This window comes from Microbacterium allomyrinae (assembly GCF_020682705.1).
GTDB lineage: Bacteria > Actinomycetota > Actinomycetes > Actinomycetales > Microbacteriaceae > Microbacterium > Microbacterium allomyrinae.
Window position 1 is genome coordinate 217879 of record NZ_JAGTTN010000003.1, and the last position, 23978, is coordinate 241856.

Genomic DNA, 23978 nt, shown 5'->3' on the forward strand with positions numbered 1-23978 from the left:
GAGGCCATGCCCGATTCCTCACGCCGGACGAAGGGAATCCTCGGTGGCCTCGCCGGCCTGGTCGGCCTCAGCGCTCTCACGGGCGTTCTCGTCGCCGTGACCGTCACGCCCGCAGTCGCCCTGGCGAGCACCGCGGCCTCGCAGGCGATCACCCTGTTCGACAATCTCCCCAGCACGCTCGAGATCGACGCGCTGATGGTGCCGAGCAACTTCTACGCCACCGATCCCGACACCGGCGAGCAGGTGCTGCTCGCGAAGTTCCTCGAGCAGGATCGCACCCCGGTCGCGTACGACCAGGTCGCCTCGGTGATGTACGACGCGATCCTGTCGAGCGAGGACCCGCGCTACTACGACCACGGCGGAGTGGACATCATCGGCACCACCCGCGCCATGCTGTCCAACCTCAGCGGCGGAGGGGCGACGCAGGGCGGGTCGACGATCAGCCAGCAGTACGTCAAGAACGTGCTGGTGCAGCAGTGCGAGGCGACCGCGCCGACGCAGGAGGAGGAGTACGACTGCTGGTCGCAGGCCACGACGGCCGACGGCACCGAAGGCGTCGAGCGCAAGCTGCAGGAGATGCGGTACGCGATCGCCCTGGAGCAGACGTACTCGAAGGATGAGATCCTCATCGGCTACCTCAACATCGCCAACTTCGGCGGCACCACGTACGGGATCGAGGCCGCCGCACGCTACTACTTCGGCACGACGGCCGCACAGCTGACGCTGGGGCAATCCGCAACGCTCGCCGGCATGGTGCAGAACCCCAACACCTACCGGGTCGATCGCACCGGCGGTTCGATCGTGAACGCGGACGGCAGCGCGGTGAACAAGGCGCCCGACGGCTCGGTGGACGATGCCGTGGACGGCCAGCTCGCGGCCCTCGACTCGCTGCTGGCCGACGCAACGATCACGCAGGAGCAGTACCTCGCCGCCGCGGACGGATACACGTCGACCAAGGGGCGTCAGCTGTATGTGCTCAGCCGCATGCTCAGCGACGGCACGATCACGAACGACCAGTACGTCGCGGCCGCGGTCGAGCCGATCACCCCGGTCATCACGCCCACGGTCACCGGCTGCGCTGCCGCCGGCGGTGCCGCGTACTTCTGTCAGTACGTCAAGGACACCATCCTGAACGACCCGGCGTTCGGCGAGACCGCCGCCGATCGACTCCTCACCCTGCAGCGCGGCGGCCTCAACGTCTACACCACCCTCGACGCGCGTCTGCAGACTGCCGCCGAGACCGCGATGACGACGTACGCGCCGACCTCCGCGACGATGCCGACCACCAGCGGCGCCGCCACCGGCCGGTTCGGGTCCACCACGGTGAGCATCGAGGCGTCGACCGGCCGCATCCTCTCGATCGCGCAGAACACGACCTTCAGCGAGGACGCCGCCGACTCCGACGATGCGAACTACTCGTCGCTCGTCTTCGCCGGCGACCTCGACGTCGGCGGATCGAGCGGTTTCAACGCGGGCTCGACGTTCAAGCTGTTCACCCTGCTCGACTGGCTGGAGCAGGGCCATTCGCTGAACGAGTCCCTCGACGGGCGGCTGCGAGTGTTCGACCAGCTCACGAACTCGTGCGAGGGCGACTGGGAGAATACGTCCAACACGCTCGTGAACAACTTCGGCAAGGCCGCCGGCCGTGTCGGCACCCCGCTCCAGTTCACGGCATCGTCGCTGAACACGGGCTACTTCGCAATGGCCGAGAAGCTCGACCTGTGCGACATCCAGAACGTCGCCGCACGCCTCGGCGTCACGCAGGCCGACGGCGAGCCCGTCACGATGGACAACCTCAACTCGATCATCGGCACCGCCGCCGTCTCGCCGATCGCGATGGCCGCCGCCTATGCCACCGTCGCGAACGGGGGCACGTACTGCGAACCGCAGGCGATCGATCGGGTGACGGATGCCGAGGGCAACGAGATCGCGACGCCCGAACGCTCCTGCACGCAGGCCCTGACGCCCGAGATCGCGTCGACCGCGGCGTACGCCCTCCAGTCCGTGATGGCCGCGGGCGGCAGCGGGGCGGCCGGCAACCCGAGCGACGGCACCGCCGTGCTCGGCAAGACAGGCACCCACGAGGCCTGGCAGACCTGGCTCATCGAGTCGAGCACCAAGGTGACCACCGCGACGTGGGCGGGCAACGTGCAAGGCGGCGGAGACGTCTTCAACACCTGGCAGGGCGCGACGCGGCTGTCCGACATCCGCTATCGCATCGGCAGGGCGGTGCAGACCGCCGCGAACGACGCGTACGGCGGCGATGCGTTCCCCAGCCCCGACGCGACCCTGACCAGGACGTCGCAGGCGACGCTCCCCGATGTCACCGGGCTGAGCGTGGCGGATGCGCAGAACCGTCTCGAAGTCGCGGGCTTCACCGTGCGAGTGGGCGATCCGGTCGACTCCGACGTCGCAGCGGGACTCGTCGCCGCACAGGACCCCGGAGCGGGCCGCGTGTCCGCCGGGGCCACGGTCACCATCCGGGCGAGCACCGGGACTCGCACGACCGCGCCCGAGGACGGCGACGGCGACGACGACGACGACGGCGACGATGGCAGCGGCGGCGAGACCGACACAGGTACCCCGGGCGGCACCGGCGGCGAGGGCAGCGGCGGCGGCTGACACCGCATGGACGAGCGGATGCCGCGACCCGCGGCATCCGTTCAGTCGCGTTCTTCGAGCCAGCGGCGAGTCGGCGGCGGCCCCCGTGATGGGCTCGTTCACCGCTCCGCCTGAGAGGATCTCTTCATGGGCTTCTCGAATCGCAGAGCATCGGCGCTGACGCCGTGACCCCCACGATCGACGCGCACGAATTCTCACCCTGGGACTTCTGGCAGGATGCTTCGGCGGACGCCCGCGACACGCAGATCGCCGTGCAGCGCGCTCTGGCCGAAGGCCGGCCAGACCATGTGATCGGCGAGCGCTGCTTCGTCTCCGAGCTCGCCTCGATCGACAACGACGCGCTGCGCCTCGGCGACCGCACCTACGTCGCCGCCGGCGCCTATCTCACCGGCGATCTGACCACCGGCGCCGACTGCAGCATCAATCCCTACACGGTGATCCGCGGACGCGTCACGATGGGCGATGCGGTGCGCATCGGCGCCCACACGTCGATCCTCGGCTTCAACCACTCCTTGGAGCCCGGCACGCCGGTGTTCCGCCAGCCGCTGACGTCGAAGGGGATCGTCATCGGCGACGATGTCTGGATCGGCTCGCACGTGGTGATCCTCGACGGCATCCGCATCGGCGATCACTCGGTGCTCGCCGCCGGCGCCGTGGTGACGAAGGATGTTCCGGCCGGCGCGATCGTCGGCGGAAACCCTGCGAAGTTCATCCGCTGGCGCGTGGAGCCCGAGGGCGCCGCCGGCGTGGCGGCGACAGGCGCTGCCGCCGGGCTCGCCGCGCGCGTGACGGAACTCGCCGAACGGGCGCGAGCCGAGGCATCCGCTGTTCTGGACCGCTCGTGGCGAGACGATCTGCAGCTGTTCGCCGACCGCCCCGGCACCGTGCCGACGGTGCGCGCGCAGGCCGACGCGGTCGAGATCTCCGACCTGCTGCGAGGGGCGCCGCCCGCGCAGGCGCCGGTGTCCACTCAGATCGCACGACTGCAGAACTGGCAGGATGCCGCGACCGGCGCCGTCGCACCGCTCGGGCCCGACGGGCGCCAGCTGAGCGGGCTGGGGTTCTCGAACGACGACGTCGCGTACCACGTGCTGAGCACCGGCTACGCGCTCGACCTGCTCGGTTCCGCCTTTCCGGCACCACTCACGTGGGTGACCGAGGCGAGCGCCGAGAGCGTCGTCGCGTTCTGTGAGAGCCTGCCGTGGCAGACGGATGCGTGGGGCGCCGGGCATCACGTCGACGGTTTCGGCACGGCACTGCTCTGGACGCGGCGCGCGGGCATCCCGGTGCCGGCGGGTGTCGCCGAGGCGCTGTTCGGGTGGCTGCTCACGCACGCCGACCCGCAGACCGGCATGTGGGGCTCGGCCACCGCCGAGGACGGCCTGCTTCCCGTCGTCAACGGCTTCTACCGTGCCTCGCGGGGCACCTTCGCACAGTTCGGGATGCCACTTGCCTACCCCGAGCGGATCGTCGACACGGTGCTGCGCCACGCCCGCGACCCGCGGTGGTTCGCGCCGGGCGCGCGCAACGCCTGCAACGTTCTCGACGTCGCGCATCCGCTGTGGCTGACGCGCGGGTCGGGGTATCGCACCGAAGAGGTGCGATCGCTGGCGTCGCAGCTTCTCTCGGATGCCCTCACCACCTGGGTGCCGGGCGCGGGGTTCGCATTCCGCGAGCCGGGCCCCGCCACGCACGGACTGGCCGAGACCGAGCCCGGGCTGCAGGGCACCGAGATGTGGCTGGCGATCCTCTGGTACCTCACCGACCTCGCGGGAGTCTCGAGCGCGCTCGGATACCGGCCCCGAGGGGTTCACCGGCCCGAGCCGGCGGCCTCGCTCGGGTAGGGCGGCTGGCCCGTCGGGGGGCTCGCGGTGGCGAGCTCGCGTCGAACTGAACTCGCGGCGGCCGCGGCGCCGTCGCTAGGCTCCGAGCGTGAGCAGCGCCGCCGTCCGACCGCAGGGATGGGCGGTGCTGGGCGCGGTGACCGCGCTGGCGCTGCTCCTGATGCTGTGGGCAGTGAGCAAGCCCGCGATCTGCGCGGCGGTCGACCCGCCGATGGGATCGTGCAGTCAGCAATCACGGATCCTGCCGGCGACGATCGGCGCGCTGGTCGTCCTCGTACTCGCGGCGGCGACCGTGCTCCTCGCCCTGCGAAGCCGTGGCCGCCGAGAGGGCGTCAGCCGCGCGGAGGGCATCGTCGCCGGCGGCACGATGTTGATCGCCGTCGTCGGGATCGTGTTCGTGATCGTCGTGCTCTTCAGCGCCGGGTTCTCATTGCCCTGACGGGACGGGGTCGGCGCGGCGCGGCATCCGCGCGGTCGGCGTGAATTCACGGGGCGTCGGGCCACGCGCTCGGAACACCGCCACCGGGAGCCGCCGGCGCTATGCCCTGTACGGGGCTGAGGCCCTGCCACTCGTCGGCATCGCCCGAGAGGAACACGATCGCGACGTCGAACTCGGTCGCCTCGTCGAACGGGTCCCGTCCGAAGTACGCAGGCCCCGCACCACACCCACTCGGAATCGAGGTGACGTCGATCCGACCAGGTCCGTCACCCTTGATCCACTCGTCGACCTCGACCACCCACACGTTCGCGTCGGTCCCGAACATCGGCACCGTGCGTGCGCGTTCGACGACACGACCCGAAATCACGGCAGTCGCAGCATCCGCGGCATCCTCAGGCGTGTCGTAGCCTGCCCAACTCGGACAGGCGACGCCCTGGACGCATCCGGTTAGCGAGACCGTCGAGAGGACGAGCGCGGCCATGACCACCGCAGTGATCCGTCGGGGTGCGCGCATGTGACGAGTATGGACCGCTCGTTACCCCCCCCCCCCGTAATGGGAGACCGCGCGCGCGGCGCGTGGGGGCCCTATGTCTTTCGTCACGTCTCCAGGCGCCCGAGTCTGAGGTGGCTGGCAGGATCTGACGCATGGATATCGCTGAGCTGCAGGCCGAGGTTGAGTCGGTGTCGACGGTCTATGCCGAGCGGCACGACATCACTCGCAGCGACGACTGGTTCATTCTCAAGCTCGGTGAGGAGGTCGGTGAGCTGACGCAGGCGTATCTCGCGAGGTCGGGGCAAGCTCGAGACAAGGGCCGTAGCGAGCCGCAGCTGGAGGAGGACTTCCGCGCGGAGTTGTCAGACGTTCTGGCGCAGGTGTTGTTGGTCGCGCATCGCTTCAGCATCGACCTGGAGTCGGAAGTCGCTCGCAAGTGGCTCGTCTGGAAGCCGGAGCAAGCTGGCTCCTAGGCCACAATCAGTCGGACTGGCGGCTGGTAGAGGATACCGATGACCTGTCAGCCGTCTTCGAAGCGGCCTGAAGAGCGAAGCCGCTGGGGCGGAAACGCAGAGAGGCTAAGACTGGTCGCTGATCACCAGTGAAGCGGTCCTACGTCCTACTGCCATCCAAGAAATCGAACCAAGCACCGGCACGAACAGCACGACGAGAACCCAAATCAACGCCTGCAGTGACGTGAGCCTCTGAGCGGAACGGGCGAGCGAGATCAAAGCGACGATGGTGAGCGCAATGACGGCAACAGCGACTACTGACCACGCGATGTCAAACCCCGCGGGAATCAAAGGGTTCTGCTCGTCCATACCTCAAGCCTACCGACGCCGCGTTCAGCGTTGCCCTACGTCCTTCTGGGCAACGAAGAAGTAGCGGAGGCGCAAGGGGCGGGTGAGCGAGGCGGAGTGGGCAAGGCGGAGTGGGCAAGGCAGGGTGTGCTCACCGCGCAGCGAAACGGCCTGCGCAACCGTTACGCCTTCGTGACTTCACCTCGCCTCGAAGCGTCGCGTTCGCCGGGTGGAATGTCGGAGGACATTCGTATATTTGTTCTATGAGCTCCTCGAGTGCGAATTCGCCGGTGGCGCGATTGACGGATGCCGTCGCCCGCGTCGCCGAGCGACTCAGCTCCGACGAACTCGCCGTGTCCCGGCTGGGCGATGACGATCTGCTCGCGTTCCTCTCCGATGCGACCGAGGCGCGAAAGGCGTTGGAACTCATGGTCGCCGCGGCGTCGGCGGAGGTCTCGCGCCGCTCGAGCAGAGAGCTCGGGTACAGCGGGCTGGCGCAGCGCAAAGGGCTCCGCACCGGCAACGCCCTCGTCCAGCAGGTCACCGGGCTCGGCCGCGCCGACGTGACTCGCGCCGTCCGGGCCGGTGAAGAACTCGCGCCGATGCCGCCGGTGTGCGACGGGCGAGAGTCGACGACGGATGCCGTCACTCCACTCGTCCCCGTCGTACCGGACTGGCTGGGCCGGCTGCGCGACGCCCTGGTGTCGGGCCGCGTGTCGCAGGCGCAGTTCCACGCCATTCGCACTGGGCTCGGCGAACCGCCGGTCGAGCGCTACCCCGACCTCGACGACCACTTCCTGCCCGCGGCATGGAACCGCGCGGTGGTGATCCTGCTCGACGAGGCGTCCACCCGGACGGTGGAGGACCTCCGCGACCAGTCACGGATCGCGCGCGATCGACTGGACCCCATCGGGGTGACGCTCCGCTTCGAGGAGCGCTTCGCGGCTCGGTCGTTCAGAAAGTGGACCGACCCCGAAACAGGGCAGCACCACGCGCACATCGCCTTCGATGACGACGCTTCGGCCTGGGTGGACGCCGTGTTGCGAGCGGCGCTCAGGCCTCGCCGCGGGCCTCGATTCGTCGGAGCCGAGGCTGCAGACAAAACGCGGGCGGCAGTCGACGACGAGCGCACCAACGAACAGCTGCAGTACGACACCATCGTCGCCATTCTCCGCACCGGGGCGAACGCGGATCCCACCCAGGCATTCGGCGATCGGCAGCCTGGCGTGCGAATCATCGTCACGGCCGACGCTCTCGTGCGCGCCGGCGACCTCGGCGAGACACGGGCGACCGCTGCGGGGCACCTGGAAGACGGCGGACAAGCCGTGCCGCCCGGAATCATCGAGAAGTACCTCTGTGATGCGGGGGCCGTCCCGGCCATCCGAGACGAGCACGGCCGCCCGTTGGATCTCGGCCGCGAAGCACGCTTGTTCACGCGAAAACAGCGCATCGCGATCGCCGCACGCGACGGCGGATGCGTCTGGACCGGCTGCGACCGTCCACCCTCCGAATGCGAGTACCACCACATCGACCACTGGTGGGAGGATCACGGCCGAACCGACGTCGCCGACGGAGTGCCCCTCTGCCGCAACTGCCACATGCGCCTGCACAACCAAGGCTGGCGCATCACACGCCGACGCCACCCTGCCTCGGGCGATGACAGCTATTGGCTGCATCCCCCACCCGACCCCGCCACCGGAGAACTCGCCGAACCGACAGAGCTGCCGTCGAAATCCCCGCTGCGCTTCACCGCGGCCTGAGAACCCGCGAGGCCGGGTTTCGCGACGCCGAGCGGGCGGGCGGGCGGGCGGGCGAGCAAGCGAGCGAACGAACCAGCGGGCGGGCGGGCGGGCGAGCAAGCGAGCGAACGAACCAGCGGGCGGGCGGGCGGGCGGGCGAGCAAGCGAACGAACCAGCGGGCGGGCGGGCGGGCGGGCGAGCAAGCGAACGAGCGAACGGGCGAACGGGCGAGCGGGCGAGCGAACGAACGAGCGGGCGAGCGAGCGGGCGGGCGGGCGGGCGGGCGGGCGGGCGAGCGAGCGGGCGAGCGGGCGAGCGGGCGAGCGAGCAAGCGAGCAAGCGAGCAAGCGGGCGGGCGGGCGGGCGGCACACGAACACGCCGCAGCCTCGACCGGCGCTGATATGCTTTCGGATCCGTGCGAGGAACTGAGGAGGTGGCACCCGTGAACGAATTGACGATGGTGCTCCTCTGGGGAGTCACGGTCGGACGATAGGTCGTCCGGGAGCGCCGCTTGTTTGCAGCACTCCCGAAAGGCACGACCATGCGCTTCACTTCTGAACAGACTCTCGACGAAGGCATCGCCGAACGTGAGTTCACCCTCGGCGACATTCCCGGCATCCTATGGACGCCACCGGCTGCTTCCTCGTCTGCACCAGTTCCCCTCATCCTGATGGGCCAACCTGGCGGGTTCGGGATGCGACGGATGTATCACCGTCTGGCAGCACGCGCGCGCAGCGTCGCCGCGCTAGGTTTCGCGGCGGTCGCCGTCGAGTTGCCTGGGGCGGGCGACAGGTCCCCGCTACCGGGCGCAGAGCAGGCGCATTCGGACCTCACGCGTGCGATCTCCGCTGGTGAACGGCCTACCGACGATGTCATCGACCGGCTGATACTCCCGCTCGTCGACAAGGCTGTGCCGGAGTGGCAGATCACTCTCGACGAGGTCCTCGGCCTTCCCGAGATCGCGGAGAGGGTCGGGTTCTCTGGCGGGGTGATCGCGATCGGCACACGTCTCGCCGCCATGGACTCACGTATCGCAGCGGCGGGCCTCTTTGCTGGCAGCTACGTGCCGCGCACAACAATGGAGGAAGCTCGTCAGGTCACGATTCCGCTGCACGTTCTGCTGCAGTGGGATGATGCGGGCAACGATCGACAGATGGCCCTCGATCTCTTCGATGCCTTCGGATCGGCGGAGAAGACCCTTTACGCCAACATGGGGGGCCACACCGGCGTTCCGCCGTTTGCGGGTGACGATGCCGCCCGCTTCTTCGCCCGCCATCTCGGGGGTGCTCTTGGCTGAGAGGCCAGCTCTACAGGGCCGTATGTCGAGCATGCACGCGAACGCTCCGCGCCCACCATCGGTGCGGTCGCGATCAGCACTCCGGAGGGCGTCGACGTCGGTTCATCCCGCGACGAGGCGCTCGCGGCGGGCGCCTGGGACGCGGGAGATATCGATGGCGACGGCATCGCCGAATACCTCGGGTTGGGCGCCCGCGAAGTCGACGGGACGCAATCGCTCAGCAACCCTGGCGAGACCGGCCGGGAGTTCCTGGGGATTTCGCTGTCGGACGACACCGTCGAGCGGATCCAGACCCCGCGAACGACTTCACCGACCTCTGACGGCGAGCGCGTCCGCCGCAGATCAGCCTGTCGGCCCCACGACCGCGGGGTGCAGGTGCATCGACGACAGGGCGACCGTCGCCTGTCGAGCACCGGCTTCGAGACAGTGCCCGAGCGCCTCGTCTCCGAGTGATGCCGCGAGGAATCCCGAGAAGAACGCGTCGCCCGCGCCGTTCGTGTCGACCACCGACACCGGCTGTGCGGGAACGGATGCCCGGGCGCCAGTCGCATCGAGAGCGATCGCCCCGCGCTCACCCAGCGTGCACACGGCAAGCCGGGGTCCTCGATCGAGGCAGGACTGCATCAGCGCCCACGGGTCATCCGTCCCGTCATCGTTCATGAACACGACGTCTGCCGCACGCAGGAACGGCTCGTGGAACGCCGACTTGCCGTCATAGTCGTGCAGGTCGGTCCAGATCGGCGCGCCAGCATTCCCCGCCAGGCGTCGTTCGACGAGAGTCAGGCCCATCTCGCACAGATCGACGATCGCGACATGCGCGCCGTGGATCGCCTGCTCGATGCTGTCGACCGAACCGACGGATGCCGTCGACGGCGTCGCGAGATACAGACTGACCCGCTCACCGGCAGCGGTCATCAGGTTCACATGGCGCTCGGTGCGCTCCGAAGCGTGCGGCCGGACCGGCGCGCCGGCGGCCGCGAGGGCCGAAGTGACCAGGCGGCCCTCGTCATCGCCTCCGATGAGCGCGTGCAGGGCGGCGTCCACGCCGAGATCGGTCAGGTGAAGGATCTTGCCCGCCGACGTGCCTCCCAGCGTCGCCAGGTCGCCGAGCGCGAACTGCATATGCGGCACCGGCTCGGGAAGGCGATCGAGAAAGATCAGGTGGTTCCACGAGGCGGGGCCGCAGACGACCACGGCGGGGCGCGAAGGTTGGGTCACCCGCATAGTCAATCAGGGCGCGGACGCAGCCTCCGCAAACTCCGTCACTCCTCGCGCGGCCCCAGATCCGGGGACGAGACGAAGAGCGCCGCTGATTCGCCGACCTGATCGAGTTCGATGATCAGCAGATTCTCCCCTCCGAAGCACCCGCACCTCGCCATGGCGCCCTTGTCGGGAGTCGGCATCCGTCGCAGACTGGCAGCACCGCGATGCGAGGAGTCTGCCATGGCCAGTGAGGATGCTCCCACGGGGCCAGGCGGGGCCACTGCGCACGTGATCAAACCGCTCACTCCCGAGACCTTCCCGGCGTGGCTGGCCCTCGCGCAGAAGCACAACGGGGTCTGGGGTGGGTGCTACTGCCACTATTTCCACGGTGACACCGAGCAGACCGTCAAGAGCGAGTACCACGGGCCGACGTTCAAGGAGCGACTCGTGGCCGAGGGCGTCGCGCATGCCGCACTCGTATTCGACGGCGACGACGCGATCGCGTGGTGCGAGTACGGCACTCCGATCGAGCTGCCGAACATCTATCACCGCAAGCAGTACGACGCCGGCGAGACGAAGCCCGCGCCATGGCGCATCACGTGCTTCTTCGTCGATCGCGACCACCGGCGTTCGGGAGTGGCTCGGGAGGCGCTGGATGGCGCACTCGAGCTGATCGCGCAGGCCGGCGGAGGCGAGGTGGTCTCTTTCCCCAATGAGCTCGTCCCAGGCAAGCGGACGTCGTCGTCGTTTCTCCACAACGGCACGAGGGCCATGTTCGAGAAGGCAGGATTCACGTTCGAGCGCCACATCGGCAAGAGCAAGACCGTGATGCGCAAGACGATCCCATAGACCCGCGGCTGACGCCGGCTGCGCACGGGAGCGAGCGACGAAACGCCGCGAGATCCGCTCGGCCTGCGGCGTTGGTCGAGCAGTCGAGCACCGGCTACGGCGACGGGGCAGCACCGAGGATGGTCAGGGGCCCTTCATCGGCGGTCGGCGGTTCGAAGTGGTCGAAGTACTCGGCCGCGACGTCTGCGGGGAGCGCGTAGTCGTCTCCGTGCTCATGGCCACGCGCCTGCATCCGCTCGAGCGCGACCGCTCGCGGTGTCGCGAGGTAGATCGTCTCGGGCACGACGCCGAGCGGACGCAGCAGGTCTCGGTACGCAAGACGGGCACGTTTCGACCAGAAGGAGAAGTCGAGCACCACGTCTGCGCCGTCGGCAACGAGCGTGAGAAGGCGAGCGCGTAGATCCTGCTCGATCTCTTCGTGCAGCTCGGCCGGGATGGGCATCGTCTGGATGCCGCGCCGCCAGGCTTCTTGGTCGAACGAAAGGCGAGTCATCCCCTCTGCTTCAAGCCGCCTGGCGACGGTCGACTTGCCCGCCCCGGCGGGCCCGCACATCAGGATGACTCTGCTCACCGCTCCGACACTAGCTTCGGGTGGGGGCCGCCACCGCGTGTCGAGACCGCTGCGCGTTCCGGTGCGGAGGCGGCGTTCGTCGCCGGGCTGCATCACATCGTGCTCGACCGGCGGTCGGTGGCTGGATCGTTGGCCCCATTGAGGACCGAGTCTCGGGCGCTGAGCGGGTCTCTACTGGCAGACGTGGCTCGGCAGCTGAGGAAGGGTGAATGCCGGGCTCGCTGGATCGCCGTCACGCCAAACAGCTATCTCGCCATCCTTGTTGCGCGCAACGTAGTCTCCCGCGGCGAAAGGGCGACTGAAGTCATCGCCCGCGAACTGCTGCACGCTGACGACACGCCAACCATCCCGCAGCCCGATGAAGCTTCCGCCCCCGCCCGACGGCTCGATCGCGATGTATCCGGTCGCGCAGCCCTCAGCGACGAGCGATGTCACCTTCGTGTCAGCGGCGAACTGCCCCCCGACCACCGCGAGCAGAATCGCCAACGCCCCTCCCACGGCGGTGACGGGTACCGCGAGATACGGCCACCAGCGGGGCGCCGGTGCGAACAACACGAACGCGGCAAGAGCCACGAGACCAACCACACCTGAGAAATAGGCGACCTGAAACCCGGTGATGTCGCCGATCAACACGAACGTCGAGGCCGATGCCAGTACTGCGTAGAGGACCACGACCGCCAAGCAGATCAACAGGACAACCCCCGACGCGACAAATGCGTTGGTTTGCGCGCCCAAGCGGAAGCGGCGCGCGTCCTCGGCGCTTCCCACGTCGAGGGATGTCATGCTCTCAGTCTCACCGGCTTTCTGAGAGCAGGCTGATGGGCGGTCAAGCGCGCAGAAACTAGGGCACTGGACTCGGCTTGTCCACACAGGCGGCTTAGGCTCGGTGAATGACCCGCGCGACCACGCCTTCGCAGACGTCAGCGGCCTGTGGCTCGTCACGGATGGGCGATTAACCACGTACTTCCTGACACCGCATCGGCGCGGGCGCCCTTCTCCTGTCGACGCCGAGCGGGAGAACCGCGTCAAGTCAGGAAATCGTCCGCTTGCATCCCCGCCCAGAACACCTGGAGCAAGTCAGGTCGAATACGAAGTGAATACGTCGTCACAGCACACGATCCCACGAGGTGTTGCAACCACCGCAAGAACCCAAGGATCCCGCATAAAGCGGCGTGCAGTTTGGTCAGACAGATCTCGTTCTGGTCGCGGTAGCCTCACGGCGTGACAGACCGACAATTCATAGATGCTGCGGTGACCCAGTTCGCGGTTTTGGACGCGCTACTCGCGGGTACTTACGACTCGGGAATGCCGGTGAAGACCGCGAAGGAGATCGGCGACTTCGGCATCGGGTGTTGCGAGAGTCTTGGCGGCGAGGTGATCATCGATGAGGGTGAGGTCTTCGAATGTACTGTCGACGAATTGCCGGCACGGATGACTGATAACGGGATCCTCCCCTTCGTCGTCGTCTGCCGGTTCCCCTCGGCGACACCCGAACCAATCACCGGGCTCGGACTGGCGGCTTTGACGGATCACGTAGAGCGGACGCTGGTCAGCCGCAATCTCTTCCACGCTGTGCGAGTCGACGGTGTGCTGCGGTCGGCGCGCGTTCGAGTGACGCAGCGCCAAGAGCACCCGTTCCGTCCGCTCGCCGAGGTCGTCAATCAACAGGTCGAAACGGATCTCGTCGATGTGCGAGGCACACTCGTCGGATTCTGGGCGCCTGCGATCTATCAGGGCATCACCGTCGCCGGGCTGCACCTGCATTTCCTCGCCGAGGATCGAAGCGTCGGCGGTCACGTTCTGGATGTCACGGTGGAAAGCGCCAGCTTGCAGATCGCATCTTATTCGCGCTTCGATCTGCGCTTGCCGACGGACAGCCGTTTTCTCGACACCGAACTAACGCACAACGACGACCATCGCATCGTTGCGGTCGAGGGCGGGGCAACCGTCGGTTCTTAGCGGTTCCTGGAACGCCAGAAACGGTCGATCGCACGATAGAGGCGCCGCCTCCGCGCGTAGCACGGTTGAGGATCCGCCCGCGCCTTACGTGGCGGCCGTCCCTGACCGTGTCTATGCCCGCACGCGGATCTTCGCCGTGCAGCGCCGCGTCCCCGGCTGAGGTCGGCAGCTGGTCGTCAGTGGAGGGTTTCGCCCCGTTTCAGCATCTCGACGTACTCGGCGACGCGTGCTGCCCGCGACGCGGGGCGCTTCAGGCTTGCGACGCGGAAGGCCATCGCGAATCGGTTCTGCGCTGACTGGGACGCGAACGCTTCCGCGATCTTCGGGTCCGCGTTCAAAGCCTCCTGCAGCTCTTCGGGGAGGTCGCCGTCGCGCTGCCGATACGCACGGTCCCATCGTCCGTCGGCTTTCGCGCGGTCGATCTCGAGCTGGCCCTGGGGGCGCATGCGGCCTTGCTCGAGCAGCCGTGTCACGTGGCCGATGTTGGTCTTCGACCAGATACTCCGCGGTCGTCGGGGCGTGAAGGTCTGCAGGAAGTAGTCGGCGTCGAGGGACTGCTTTTGCCCATCGATCCACCCGAAGCACAGCGCGACATCGAGCGCCTCGGTGTACGTCATCCCGGGTCGGGTCGTGGCGATCTTCCGCAGTCGCAGTCGGATCCCGCTCGGGTCGGGGTCCGAGTCGAGCCAGCTTTCCCAGTCCGCGACGGTGTCCAAATGCAGTTCAGGCTTGTTCGCACGGTCGACCATGGCGGCAGGATAGCTCTCGTCCCCGTCTCGGCGACTATTGCGCGCTCCACGGTGCGCGACAGCATCCGCCCATCCCCACTCTGACCGCGTGCGCCGATCGACTCGACCGCACCCTGCCGGAGCGGCCCGTCTGGAGGTCGAGGAAGCACGCACCGTCCCCCAGCGCATTGCCTTCAGAGGGATCGGTCGGCCACGTCTCTCGGCCTAGCGTTCGGCGCATTCTGTGCGGCGAGTCACACAGTCATGCGACGCGGGCGCGCATAGGTTGATTGGCACCGAGTACCTGGGGGTATGTGATGGGGCTGGACTTTGTCGCGCTCGATTTCGAGACTGCGAATCGCTCGCAGTCCTCGGCGTGCGCCGTGGGTGCGGTGCGAGTGCGCGATGGGCAGATCGTCGAGGAGTTTCAGTCGCTGATTCGACCTCCAGAAGATCATGACGAGTTCGAACCTGGAAACGTGCGAGTGCATGGAATCACCTCGAGCCACGTCGCGCAGGCACCCCAATGGCCCGAGCTGTACCCGCGGCTGCGGGAGTTCATCGGTGACGATGTAGTTGTCGGACACAACGCGGCGTTCGATACGTCCGTCCTACTGAATACGTGCGGCGCGTATGACATTGACTGGCCCACACTAGATGTCGTGTGCACGTTGCGCCTTGCGCGCGCGGCCCTTCATCTGCCTTCCTATTCGTTGCCGTGGGTCGCCGCGCATCTTGATGTGCCGGCGTTCGATCACCACGACCCGTTGGCTGACGCGCGCGCTTCCGCGCTTGTGTTGCTTGCTCTGGCCGCGGCCGCATACGCAAGCTCAATCGACGAGTTGACGGAAAGGCTTGCCGTTCCATCCACGATGACTTGGACGGAACATGACGACCAGCTGTTCGCCGCTCTCACTGCAGAGGGCGACGCAATTGTCGGCACGGGCTTCGCCGGTGAGGTGGTGTGCTTCACCGGGGCGTTGAAGCTGATGGTGCGCAACCGGGCTCGCGAGTTCGTCGTCGAGCAAGGCGGCACCTGGCAGGACGGCGTCACGCGCACAACCACGATCCTCGTCACCGGCGACTTCGATGACCGAACCTTCCGCCCCGGAGCCGCGTTCACCTCGAAGCTTGCGAAGGCGTTCACCCAGATCGAGAATGGGCAGCGGCTCGAGGTCCTCACCGAGGAAGCATTCGTCACGCGAATGTCGATCGGGGAAGAAGAGCTGCGGGCGAAGATTTCCGCGAGCGGCGGTCGGACCAAGGTTCCCGATTGGATAGTCGCGCAGGCCGGTATTGGTCCCGTTGGCGGTGACTTCTGGGCCTGGTATAGAGCCGCCCTCGCGCACCCCGCCAGCCCCGCTACCGGCGGTGAGCTTTGCGTGTGGTGCGGAACGCCTGTGTCCGCGAAGGCACACTGGATCCACCGCGAACGGCATGTGTGCGGTGTGCACTGCAACGAGCGTCTCAAGCGCGGCGCGCGGCGCGCGTGGGACCGGTCAGGAATCGTGGTGCCGCTCCCATCGCAAGAGGACCGAGGCTGGAACTAGGAGCTCCGCGAGCTCAGTCAGCGGTCCTGCGACGTGGCGACGCGGTCCTACGGAGAAATCGTCTTGGTCACCTACGAGCAGGCCCACCACAACATCCGTCGTGTCCGCGGTCCGGCATCAACGCATTCGTGCCTGAACTGCGGCGACCCGGCAGCGCACTGGGCATATCGGAACACATCGCCCGTAGAACTCGAAGGAACTCTGCGCGGTAGTTCCGGAATGGTTCGCTACTCACCGGATCCGGCGGACTACGACCCGCTCTGCGTGATGTGTCATCGGATCCGCGACCGCCAGATCGCCATTGACGTGTGGGACTGGCGCGGATACACCGAAGAGGAAGTCCACGAAGGAATGCTTGAGGACTTCCGAGTCGAACTCGAGGACCTTCATGAGATCTGCGACGAGGAGGACTTGGACTACGACGAGGAACTTGAGGAACTCACGCAGCACTACATCAAGAAGACCCACCACACGATGCAGTTCGTTCGCCGCTACCGACTCATGTTCGGCAGTCTCTAGCCGAGTGAATGTCGGCCGAGGACGCCATTTTCATGCCATGACTCAGCCAACGCCCCGCTATGTGACATCCGTGCTTGTCGAAGAAGCCAACGGGGTCGTGACAGTGACCTGGGGCCTCGGTGATGTCATTCTGAGTCACCCCGGCATGTCCGGAGAGCGTTTTGCTGGTTTCAGCCCGCTCTTTCGAGGGGTTCGGTGAGAGCGTAGTCGAGCTGTTCGGCCTCGATGGGTGTGAGGTCGTCGATCGAGCCGTGGGTGCGCTCGGTGTTGAACCACTGCACCCAGCTCGCGGTCGCGACCTCGACCTGTTCGACGTCGCGCCAGGGGCCTTCGTGGTGGATGAGTTCCGATTTGTAGAGGCCGATCTGCGACTCCGCGAGCGAGTTGTCGTACGCGTCGCCGACGCTGCCGACGGAGGGGTCGATGCCCTCGTCGACGAGCCGGTCGGTGAACGCGATCGACGTGTAGACCGAGCCCGCATCGGTGTGATGGGTGAGGCCGACGAACTCAACGGCAGACCCCGAAAGGCCCTCGACTGGGACACCCCGGCCGAGCGAATGACTGCTTTACTGAACACCACGTAGATCAGACCGTTGCGACGACTGCTGGAATCCAAGACGTCCAGACATACGTGAAGTCGGCGACCCAGAGCTGGTTCGTGCGGAACCGGGCGAAGTGCCGGTCGACGAGGTCAGCCGGCCTGGTCTCCCGCGGATCCGCATCGACCGGTCGCTTCCGTTTCCCGCGGACGACGCCGGCGATGCCGAGGTCTCGCATGAGCCGTTCGACCGTGCAGCGGGCGATGTCGTGCCCGTCACGGCGAAGCCGCAGCCAGAGCTTGCGGGCGCCGAGCACCTTCCGCTGCGCCTGCCAGGTCGCGAGGATGATCGGCTTCCACCGCTCATCCGACACCTCGCGGGGCGACGGGCCGCGCCCCCTCGCGTCGTAGTAGGTCGATGGGGCGATCCTCACGTCGTGCTGGGTGAGCACGACGCAGATCGACTCGACACCCCATCGGAGCCCACCATCGGTGCGGTCCTTGTGCGCTTCGATGAACGCGACTATCGCAGGTGTGGCCGGTCGAGTTCGGCCGCGAAGAAAGCCGAAGCCGCCTTCAAGATCTCGTTCGCACGCCGCAGCTCGGCGTTCTCACGCTTCAGCCGCTTGATCTCCGCCTGCGCGTCCGTCGTGACGCCGGGCCGGTCGCCCGCCTCGACCTGATTGCGGCGGATCCATGTGCGGATCGTCTCGGGAGAACCGATCCCGAGCATCTGCGCGACCGCCGTCATCGCCGCATACTCGCTCGGATAGTCGGGCCGCACCTCGGCGACCATGCGGACAGCGCGCTCACGAAGCTCGCGCGGGTATTTGCTGGGACGTCCCATGAGACAGATCCTTCCAAGGAATCTGCTCTCCGGACATGCCGGGGTGACTCAGATACGGCCTATGCGGCGCCGCGGGAGTGTCGCGTTTGCCGATCCCCATCTGACACAGCCCCCGATCCGCAAGACGCCGGTCAACGCGAATCCGAATCGGGCGGGTCTTACGGGAATTCAGACAGCCGCGGGGACGGCCACGCCGCTGCTCGGGTCGGCCATCGGTGTGCATCGCACTGGCCCAGCGGGTTGCGGGCAGTATCGGCGGTCGTGGCGCGGAGTCTTGCGCAGGCGTGACCGATCAGTCGGTGATTAATCGAGTCTGAAGTAGCCACTCTCTAGGTCGTGGACCACCTGTCGGCGGACATTGTGGATGACGTGCAGAAGCGAGTCGAGCTGCAGAATTACAGCGAGGGGAATCGACTCCTCGTCCACGTTTTCGAGACGCGCACGACGCTCATCGTCCTCGTGAAGTGCCACTCCGTAGATGTAGTCCATAGTGACTTGGTCGGTTCCGAGGAGCCGATTCGGGCCGAGCCCGTTGTCCGACTCCAAACGGCCCGAGTACATGGGGGCTCGACCCTCGGGCATCGTGAGGCCTCGGCTGTTCACGATCTGCCCGACGTGCTGAACAAGTGGCCGCCGATCGCGTGACTGCTCCGGCGTCAGTAGTGACCGTAGCGCCGACACCACACCGGGGAGGAAGCAATCCTCCTGCGCAAGGAAAAAGACCCGGCAGTCAACGATCACACTGTTCATCGTCGCTCGGTCGAGCGTCGGCTGCTCGAGATCTATGACGTGGGTCGGCCGGCCCCGATCGTCCGTCGCCCACACCAGTTGCATCGTCATCTGTCCGGTCGCGGCGTCACGCAGGTCGATGATCGGTTGTCCCAGACCGGCGGCCGAGCGATTCAGGAACTTCCGAATCTTGCGCTTCGCCACCTGGTCGCGGTCATCAGATGGCACACGTCAACTGTAGGGGCCGAGCCCCGGCACATACGGGAGCCGGTGTACGTGCGCTCAGGGACCGGCATGCGAGCGGGACGCTCCGACCTGTCCGAGCGACGCGGTCGTGCTTCGGAGTGACTTCCGCGACTCAGACGCCGAAGGCGCGTGGTGAGTTTCGAGCTACGGATGTCCCCGACCGCCGATAGCGTGCGGACATGAGCGACTTCCGATTGGTTGAACTCGACAGCGACAACCTCCTGGGCGCGATCGCCATCCCGCCCCCGGTGGGCGAGAAGGCGTACGTGGCACCCGTCGTCTTCTCGATCGCCGAGGCGTACGTGACTCCCACCGCGTGGCCACGAGTTGTCCTGGATGGCGACGAGGTGGTCGGGTTCGTGATGGCCAATTGGGATCCGGACAATGAGATCGAAGAGTTCCGCGGCGGCATCTGGAGGCTGAACGTCGTCGAAGCGGCGAAGGGACGCGGTGTCGGCAGGTTCGCCGTCGAGCAAGTTCGCGAAGAGGCCCGTCGGCGCGGATACGAGAAGATCACCGTCCTGTGGGACCCCGCCGAAGACGGGCCCGAACGGTTCTACCTGCGAGTCGGGTTCGAGAAGACCGGTGAGTTGTTCGGAGAGACCGTGGGCACGCTGAAGGTGTAGTCGATGAAGGACCAGCTTGCGGACAATGGCCGACCGACAACCTTTAGGTCGGGACTGTTCGCCAACCGAGTCTGCGCGCGATGGCTTCTGCTGCCAGGGTCGGGAATCCGTCCCAGTCGGGCTCGAGAATGCGCCGCGCCAAAGTGAACACGTTGCGCGCGGCCTCGTCGGCGGGAGCGTTCAGGGCGAGGGTGATCTCGGAAGCCCACGCTGGGTAGTCCTTCTCGAATCTCCTGGTCGGGTCGATCTTGTCACGTGCGTCGGGAGCCTCACCGGGAAAGCGCGCGCGGATCGCGCGGAGCAAATGGTTCACCGCCCAGGTGCGAATGAACTGCCCACCGTTGAGGACTTCCCCGCGGTTGATCCTCCCCATCCCAATCAGGATTTTGACGAGGAAGAGTCTTGCGTCGTTCTCCGGGTCGGATGTGTCGCCCGCGGTCGCGTCTGCTTGCCCGGCCGCGACCAACTTCGCTGTCACTCCGGAGTCGTTGTCCGCGACGACGGTGGCGTCGCCTACAACGACCCCCACCAGTTCGGACGCCTCAGCGAGTGCGAACTCGAATACATGCCCATCACCGTAGACGGCCACGAATCCGATACCGCCCTCGCGGGCGCTAAGTACGACGTTCTCACTGTCGGGAAGCCAGTCCAACGCTGCTCGGAGCTCTGAGCCTCGCCCCTCCTCGATGATCGCGAAAAAGTCGTGATCCGACCACTCATCGCGCCGATGCTCGCCGCCTTCGGAGGCAGACCCAAGGAGCACCAGCCCGGCGAGGCCTTCCCGCGCTCGAACGTTGGCTATGAGCCGGTTGGTAAGTGAATTGAACCGTTCTGGAGAGCTCATCGCCACACCGCCTGCGTCTTGCTGGCAGCGAAATTGTGGCGCAAAGAGACAGGACTCGTGGGCATGTACGCGATGGCCTTTCAGGTCACGATGGACGGCAGGTTCGTGGTTGCACGACATCCGTGACAGAGCCATTCAGTTGTGATTTGGCGAGTCACCGCAGTGTGATTCGCTCCCGACCAACCTAGGGATCCATCCGCGTGCTGGCAACCGCCGAACATCTATGACACCGCGCTGGAGGCGGATAGATTTCTCATTCGGCATCGCCTCGATCGGCACAGACGCTAAGCCAATGACGAATCCACTTGGCGTCGTCGACTGTAGCGGTGGCGGACCGTCATACGAAACACCATCGGTGGCGCAGTCAAGGCAGCTCCGGGCTGGGCCCAGCGCTGCGCCAGGATCAGAAGCCGCCGGCGTTTCGCATGAGTCACCCCGGCATGACATCACCCGATGGGGCCCGCGCGGCGATGGTGATGCCCACCACTACGCCCTCGCCAACCGATCTCGCACCGTCTTCTACACCCCAGAGGTCCTACCACGCCCCAAGGAGATGATGCGGGATATCGATCACTGGCACAGCAAAGTCGACATCTGCGTCTGGGAACACCAGTTGGCGACCGGCAAGATTCACGGACCACACATCGGGGGCGGCCCCGTGTACGTGGAACTCCTCATCATCGACGAAGCCGAACGGCTCACCCCCGTAGCGCTCGAGATGCTCCGCGACCGCCACGACCGCACACACCTCGCCCTCATCCTGATCGGCATGCCCGGCATCGACCAACGGTTCCGCCACTATCCCCAGCTCTACAGCCGCCTCGGCTTCTCCCACCACTACCGTGCGCTCGGGCGCGACGAACTACTCTTCGTCCTCCAAAGACACTGGAAACACCTCGGCCGAACGCTTGACCCAGACGACTTCACCGACGCTCAAGCCATCGCGGCGATCGAACGCATCACCCGGGGCAACTTCCGGCTACTGGAGCGCCTCTTCCCGCAGATCAACCGCGTCCTCAAGATCAACGATCTTGAAACCATCACAGACGACGTCATAGAAGCCGCCGCAAGCATCCTCGTCATCGGCAACTAGCGACACAGAACGATCACAAATCCCCGCCACTCAGTGATCAACTCCACAGGATCTTTCGAAGCATGGCTGACGAGGCGTCGACCACGTGTGCGTGATGAGATTGGCGTTCCTGCAGCCCCAAGGGTTCTACTTGCCTTGAGAGAGAGTTGGATCGCATGCGACGAATCGCAATAGGCGTGGCGGCGGTTGGTGCCGTTCTCATCCTGTCCGGATGCGCTGGCGCCGCAGCAGAATCTGTGGCGACCAAACCCCCCACCCCCTCCTCAACGCCGATGTCCGCCCCGACGAAGGTCACCGACCAGGAATCGTGCGCAGCATTCGATGACGTCTCGACCATCCTGCAGAACGCGCACATGGGTCTGAGCAGCGGACGAATGAGTCAGCAGGAGTACGACGGATGGTTGCGCCTCGCCACACGGGTGTTGGATCGTGTCCCCACCAGCGGTGAAGGCGCCGTGAGCGACGGAATCGCAGCTTCCAAGGCGGCCGCGCCAGCCATCCCATTGGGAACGATAGCCCCACCACTCATCGGCGGTGACGCGTGGAACAACGCGGCGCCGCTCGCTGCCGCGTGCACCGCAGCAGGGTACGTCTTCGTCGTCGAGAGTTGGACGGGCGGATGAGCTCCAGCTGCTGAGGAGCCCGAAGGGCGGGATGGGTTGCGGCGCCCCTGACTAGTCCCCGACGCTGCCAGGCAGGACGTCGCGGTCTACCCTGACGGAAACAGAGTCCAGGCGCGGGTCGTTGCGCAATTGCCGGAAGATGGGCAGTTCGGCAGCCACGATCAGTGAGTCCGGGTAGAGGCGGCCGCCCCACGCCAGCCGCCCGTCGGCATCCCACGCGAATTCGGGCACACGACGTCCATCCTTCACGTCGTCCGCAACCAGGTCGGCCTCGAAGTAGTCCTCCCCGAACATGCGCGTAGGCGAGTCGGGCAGCGGTACCTCGCCGTTACCGACCCAGCGGAGGCATCGGAGCGACAGATCGCCGATCGCCTCGCGCAGTGCGTCCGCTGTCGACGCGTCCAACTCACCCATGCATGAGACCAGTTCGCGAACGGCGGGATCTCGTTCGGCGATCCGATCCGTCGCTTCGAACCAATTGAGCGATGCGGAGTGCTCCTCGACATCGACGTACTGCGACCAGCGCACGATCTCGCCGTCGGAGCCGAGGAACGGCAGGTACACGCGCAGCATCGGGAGCTCGCGATGCGCCTCGGGCACGAAGTCTCGCGCGGAGGCGCTCCACCCCTCCTCCGCGAGCCCAAACCTCCTGTCGACCATGCTCACCACCGTAGCGACGGGAGGCCACGGGGAGGCCGTCGTGCGCTGCTGCTCCTCGATGTCGACCAGGCGTCCGGCAAGTGAGTGTGACGACTGCTCGAGCGACGGGCCAGTCGTGAGATCTGCGGAAGCTGGGCGCGGGTCAGTGCCCCTCGCGAGGCGCTAGCCCTGCCCCGGCGGACCCCATGTACCGCCATCAGGGAGGGCCGGGCAGACGGCGGAGTCGGTAAGAGCCGCGACCTCGGCTCTCACCGCGACGCCATCCGTGGTCTTGACGATCGTGTAGACGATTCCCTCCTGAGAGTCCGGGGTGGGAATGTAGCGACGATCGCGGAATCGATCGCCGGATCGTCGGACACAGGCGCGACCGACGTCGTCACGAGGTCCGCAGTCGGATGCTCCCTCAACCAATTGGCGGTATCGCTGACGGTCGCAGCTGGGATCGTCCAGAACGCTTCGAGCTCCTTAGAGTCGGCGGATCGGCGGGAGCGGCGCCGGAGCCGGTATCAACGCTCGGGCATTCGCGTTGCGGACAAGCGAGGGCAGCAGGAACAGGTCCACAAACCACCAAATCGTCGCAGCGACCAACATCGGAATTCCGACGACAAGCCCAGCGAGGATCCAGCCTCCCCACCACAGCACGTTGAAGAGAATCGCGGAGCCGATCAAACCGAGGTAGAACCGCTGCGCCGCGAAACCACCGAGAAGAAGCAGGAAGAGGTATGCGACACCGACCTCTTTCGCAGGGCGCGCAATGGCGGCGGTTGGCGGGGCGAACGGCCCCCACTGCCGGCCGTCCCACCATTGCAGCGCGCCGGTGGGCCCGGGATACCAGCCGGCGGGCTGAAACTGCGGTGAAACTGGTCGGATGGCGACTTGCGGCACCGTCGCCGCGATCACTTCCGTGCGCGGTGCGGGCAGATAGGGATCGAGCGCTGCGTACTCAGCCTGCGTACTGGGCGCACCGATGACGTCCGTCGACCACTCGCGCCCATTCCAGAAGCGTTTGCCACCCGCCGGCACGTCGTACCAGCCTGCCGGTGGCATCGGGGGAATGTTCGTCATCGTCGTCCTCGTCTCACGGGCCACCCAGAATCCCGTGCGCTCAACCTAGCGCCTGACGAGCCACTGATCGCGCTCGGCGACCCCCATCAGGC

At 66.6% G+C, this 23978-nt stretch carries 27 protein-coding genes; 14 read left to right on the forward strand and 13 right to left on the reverse strand.

Going from position 1 to position 23978, the window contains the following annotated elements:
- The first annotated feature begins 6 nt into the window (after positions 1-6).
- From KEC57_RS10745 to KEC57_RS10755, 3 genes are all read left to right on the forward strand, one after another.
- A complete protein-coding gene (locus KEC57_RS10745) occupies positions 7-2622 on the forward strand; it encodes a penicillin-binding protein (RefSeq protein WP_229384620.1) in 2616 nt (871 codons plus the stop codon).
- Positions 2623-2786: 164 nt separating this feature from the next.
- A complete protein-coding gene (locus tag KEC57_RS10750; protein ID WP_229384621.1) occupies positions 2787-4466 on the forward strand; it encodes an acyltransferase in 1680 nt (559 codons plus the stop codon).
- A gap of 88 nt (positions 4467-4554) precedes the next feature.
- Entirely contained in the window at positions 4555-4905 is a 351-nt protein-coding gene (locus KEC57_RS10755; RefSeq protein ID WP_229384622.1) for a hypothetical protein, read from the forward strand.
- Positions 4906-4951: 46 nt separating this feature from the next.
- Here KEC57_RS10755 and KEC57_RS10760 read toward each other — a convergent pair whose 3' ends face one another.
- On the reverse strand, positions 4952-5419 hold the full coding sequence (locus KEC57_RS10760) for a hypothetical protein (RefSeq protein WP_229384623.1): 468 nt from the start codon (positions 5417-5419) through the stop codon (positions 4952-4954).
- A 131-nt stretch (positions 5420-5550) separates the two neighbouring features.
- Here KEC57_RS10760 and KEC57_RS10765 point away from each other — a divergent pair, with 131 nt between their 5' ends.
- Entirely contained in the window at positions 5551-5871 is a 321-nt protein-coding gene (locus tag KEC57_RS10765) for a nucleoside triphosphate pyrophosphohydrolase family protein (RefSeq protein ID WP_229384624.1), read from the forward strand.
- A gap of 105 nt (positions 5872-5976) precedes the next feature.
- On the opposite strand, the gene KEC57_RS10770 is transcribed toward KEC57_RS10765, so the two are convergent.
- Positions 5977-6219 (reverse strand): PLDc N-terminal domain-containing protein, encoded by a 243-nt coding sequence (locus KEC57_RS10770; RefSeq protein WP_229384625.1) that lies wholly within the window; start codon positions 6217-6219, stop codon positions 5977-5979.
- Positions 6220-6461: 242 nt separating this feature from the next.
- Between KEC57_RS10770 and KEC57_RS10775 the strand changes: the two genes are divergently transcribed.
- Together KEC57_RS10775 and KEC57_RS10780 are read left to right on the forward strand one after the other, a co-directional pair.
- The gene (locus tag KEC57_RS10775) at positions 6462-7958 is read left to right on the forward strand and encodes an HNH endonuclease signature motif containing protein (RefSeq protein ID WP_229384626.1); all 1497 of its coding nucleotides are present in this window, start codon (positions 6462-6464) and stop codon (positions 7956-7958) included.
- A gap of 522 nt (positions 7959-8480) precedes the next feature.
- Complete coding sequence (locus KEC57_RS10780; RefSeq protein ID WP_229384627.1) at positions 8481-9236, forward strand: dienelactone hydrolase family protein; 756 nt, start codon at positions 8481-8483, stop codon at positions 9234-9236.
- A 342-nt stretch (positions 9237-9578) separates the two neighbouring features.
- On the opposite strand, the gene KEC57_RS10785 is transcribed toward KEC57_RS10780, so the two are convergent.
- Both KEC57_RS10785 and KEC57_RS10790 read right to left on the reverse strand, forming a co-directional pair.
- Positions 9579-10460: a carbohydrate kinase family protein gene (locus KEC57_RS10785; RefSeq protein WP_372457023.1), complete on the reverse strand. Its 882-nt coding sequence runs from the start codon at positions 10458-10460 to the stop codon at positions 9579-9581.
- 38 nt (positions 10461-10498) lie between these two features.
- Positions 10499-10639, reverse strand: a complete 141-nt coding sequence (locus KEC57_RS10790; protein ID WP_229384629.1) for a hypothetical protein — start codon at positions 10637-10639, stop codon at positions 10499-10501.
- A 40-nt stretch (positions 10640-10679) separates the two neighbouring features.
- Here KEC57_RS10790 and KEC57_RS10795 point away from each other — a divergent pair, with 40 nt between their 5' ends.
- Complete coding sequence (locus tag KEC57_RS10795) at positions 10680-11288, forward strand: N-acetyltransferase (protein WP_229384630.1); 609 nt, start codon at positions 10680-10682, stop codon at positions 11286-11288.
- A 94-nt stretch (positions 11289-11382) separates the two neighbouring features.
- Here the strand turns inward: KEC57_RS10795 and KEC57_RS10800 are convergent, their stop codons facing one another.
- Positions 11383-11841 carry a P-loop nucleotide/nucleoside kinase family protein gene (locus tag KEC57_RS10800; RefSeq protein ID WP_229384927.1) on the reverse strand — a complete coding sequence of 153 codons (459 nt, stop codon included), beginning with the start codon at positions 11839-11841 and terminating at the stop codon, positions 11383-11385.
- 189 nt (positions 11842-12030) lie between these two features.
- Complete coding sequence (locus KEC57_RS10805; RefSeq protein ID WP_229384631.1) at positions 12031-12642, reverse strand: hypothetical protein; 612 nt, start codon at positions 12640-12642, stop codon at positions 12031-12033.
- 438 nt (positions 12643-13080) lie between these two features.
- Here KEC57_RS10805 and budA point away from each other — a divergent pair, with 438 nt between their 5' ends.
- Positions 13081-13818, forward strand: coding sequence for an acetolactate decarboxylase (gene budA, locus KEC57_RS10810; protein ID WP_229384632.1), 738 nt, complete (start codon positions 13081-13083; stop codon positions 13816-13818).
- Between the two features lie 176 nt (positions 13819-13994).
- Here budA and KEC57_RS10815 read toward each other — a convergent pair whose 3' ends face one another.
- The gene (locus tag KEC57_RS10815) at positions 13995-14567 is read right to left on the reverse strand and encodes a YdeI/OmpD-associated family protein (protein WP_229384633.1); all 573 of its coding nucleotides are present in this window, start codon (positions 14565-14567) and stop codon (positions 13995-13997) included.
- 296 nt (positions 14568-14863) lie between these two features.
- Between KEC57_RS10815 and KEC57_RS10820 the strand changes: the two genes are divergently transcribed.
- From KEC57_RS10820 to KEC57_RS19250, 3 genes are all read left to right on the forward strand, one after another.
- Positions 14864-16096: an exonuclease domain-containing protein gene (locus tag KEC57_RS10820; protein ID WP_229384634.1), complete on the forward strand. Its 1233-nt coding sequence runs from the start codon at positions 14864-14866 to the stop codon at positions 16094-16096.
- A 63-nt stretch (positions 16097-16159) separates the two neighbouring features.
- The gene (locus KEC57_RS10825) at positions 16160-16615 is read left to right on the forward strand and encodes a hypothetical protein (RefSeq protein ID WP_229384635.1); all 456 of its coding nucleotides are present in this window, start codon (positions 16160-16162) and stop codon (positions 16613-16615) included.
- Positions 16616-16776: 161 nt separating this feature from the next.
- Entirely contained in the window at positions 16777-17199 is a 423-nt protein-coding gene (locus KEC57_RS19250; RefSeq protein WP_443677017.1) for a hypothetical protein, read from the forward strand.
- A 1-nt stretch (position 17200) separates the two neighbouring features.
- Here the strand turns inward: KEC57_RS19250 and KEC57_RS10835 are convergent, their stop codons facing one another.
- The 3 genes from KEC57_RS10835 to KEC57_RS10845 all read right to left on the reverse strand — a co-directional run bounded on the left by KEC57_RS10835 (position 17201) and on the right by KEC57_RS10845 (position 18957).
- Entirely contained in the window at positions 17201-17587 is a 387-nt protein-coding gene (locus KEC57_RS10835; protein WP_229384636.1) for an IS3 family transposase, read from the reverse strand.
- An 89-nt stretch (positions 17588-17676) separates the two neighbouring features.
- Positions 17677-18000 (reverse strand): transposase, encoded by a 324-nt coding sequence (locus tag KEC57_RS10840; RefSeq protein WP_229384637.1) that lies wholly within the window; start codon positions 17998-18000, stop codon positions 17677-17679.
- Positions 18001-18303: 303 nt separating this feature from the next.
- Positions 18304-18957, reverse strand: coding sequence for a hypothetical protein (locus KEC57_RS10845; protein WP_229384638.1), 654 nt, complete (start codon positions 18955-18957; stop codon positions 18304-18306).
- A gap of 197 nt (positions 18958-19154) precedes the next feature.
- Here KEC57_RS10845 and KEC57_RS10850 point away from each other — a divergent pair, with 197 nt between their 5' ends.
- On the forward strand, positions 19155-19601 hold the full coding sequence (locus tag KEC57_RS10850; protein WP_229384639.1) for a GNAT family N-acetyltransferase: 447 nt from the start codon (positions 19155-19157) through the stop codon (positions 19599-19601).
- Positions 19602-19644: 43 nt separating this feature from the next.
- Here KEC57_RS10850 and KEC57_RS10855 read toward each other — a convergent pair whose 3' ends face one another.
- Positions 19645-20445, reverse strand: a complete 801-nt coding sequence (locus KEC57_RS10855) for a hypothetical protein (RefSeq protein WP_191766582.1) — start codon at positions 20443-20445, stop codon at positions 19645-19647.
- Between the two features lie 292 nt (positions 20446-20737).
- On the opposite strand from KEC57_RS10855, the gene KEC57_RS10860 reads away from it, so the two are divergent.
- Both KEC57_RS10860 and KEC57_RS10865 read left to right on the forward strand, forming a co-directional pair.
- Complete coding sequence (locus tag KEC57_RS10860) at positions 20738-21538, forward strand: AAA family ATPase (RefSeq protein WP_229384640.1); 801 nt, start codon at positions 20738-20740, stop codon at positions 21536-21538.
- 272 nt (positions 21539-21810) lie between these two features.
- Entirely contained in the window at positions 21811-22161 is a 351-nt protein-coding gene (locus tag KEC57_RS10865) for a hypothetical protein (RefSeq protein WP_229384641.1), read from the forward strand.
- Positions 22162-22212: 51 nt separating this feature from the next.
- Here the strand turns inward: KEC57_RS10865 and KEC57_RS10870 are convergent, their stop codons facing one another.
- The gene (locus KEC57_RS10870; protein ID WP_229384642.1) at positions 22213-22821 is read right to left on the reverse strand and encodes a hypothetical protein; all 609 of its coding nucleotides are present in this window, start codon (positions 22819-22821) and stop codon (positions 22213-22215) included.
- 465 nt (positions 22822-23286) lie between these two features.
- Positions 23287-23886: a TM2 domain-containing protein gene (locus KEC57_RS10875; RefSeq protein WP_229384643.1), complete on the reverse strand. Its 600-nt coding sequence runs from the start codon at positions 23884-23886 to the stop codon at positions 23287-23289.
- Positions 23887-23978: the final 92 nt, after the last annotated feature.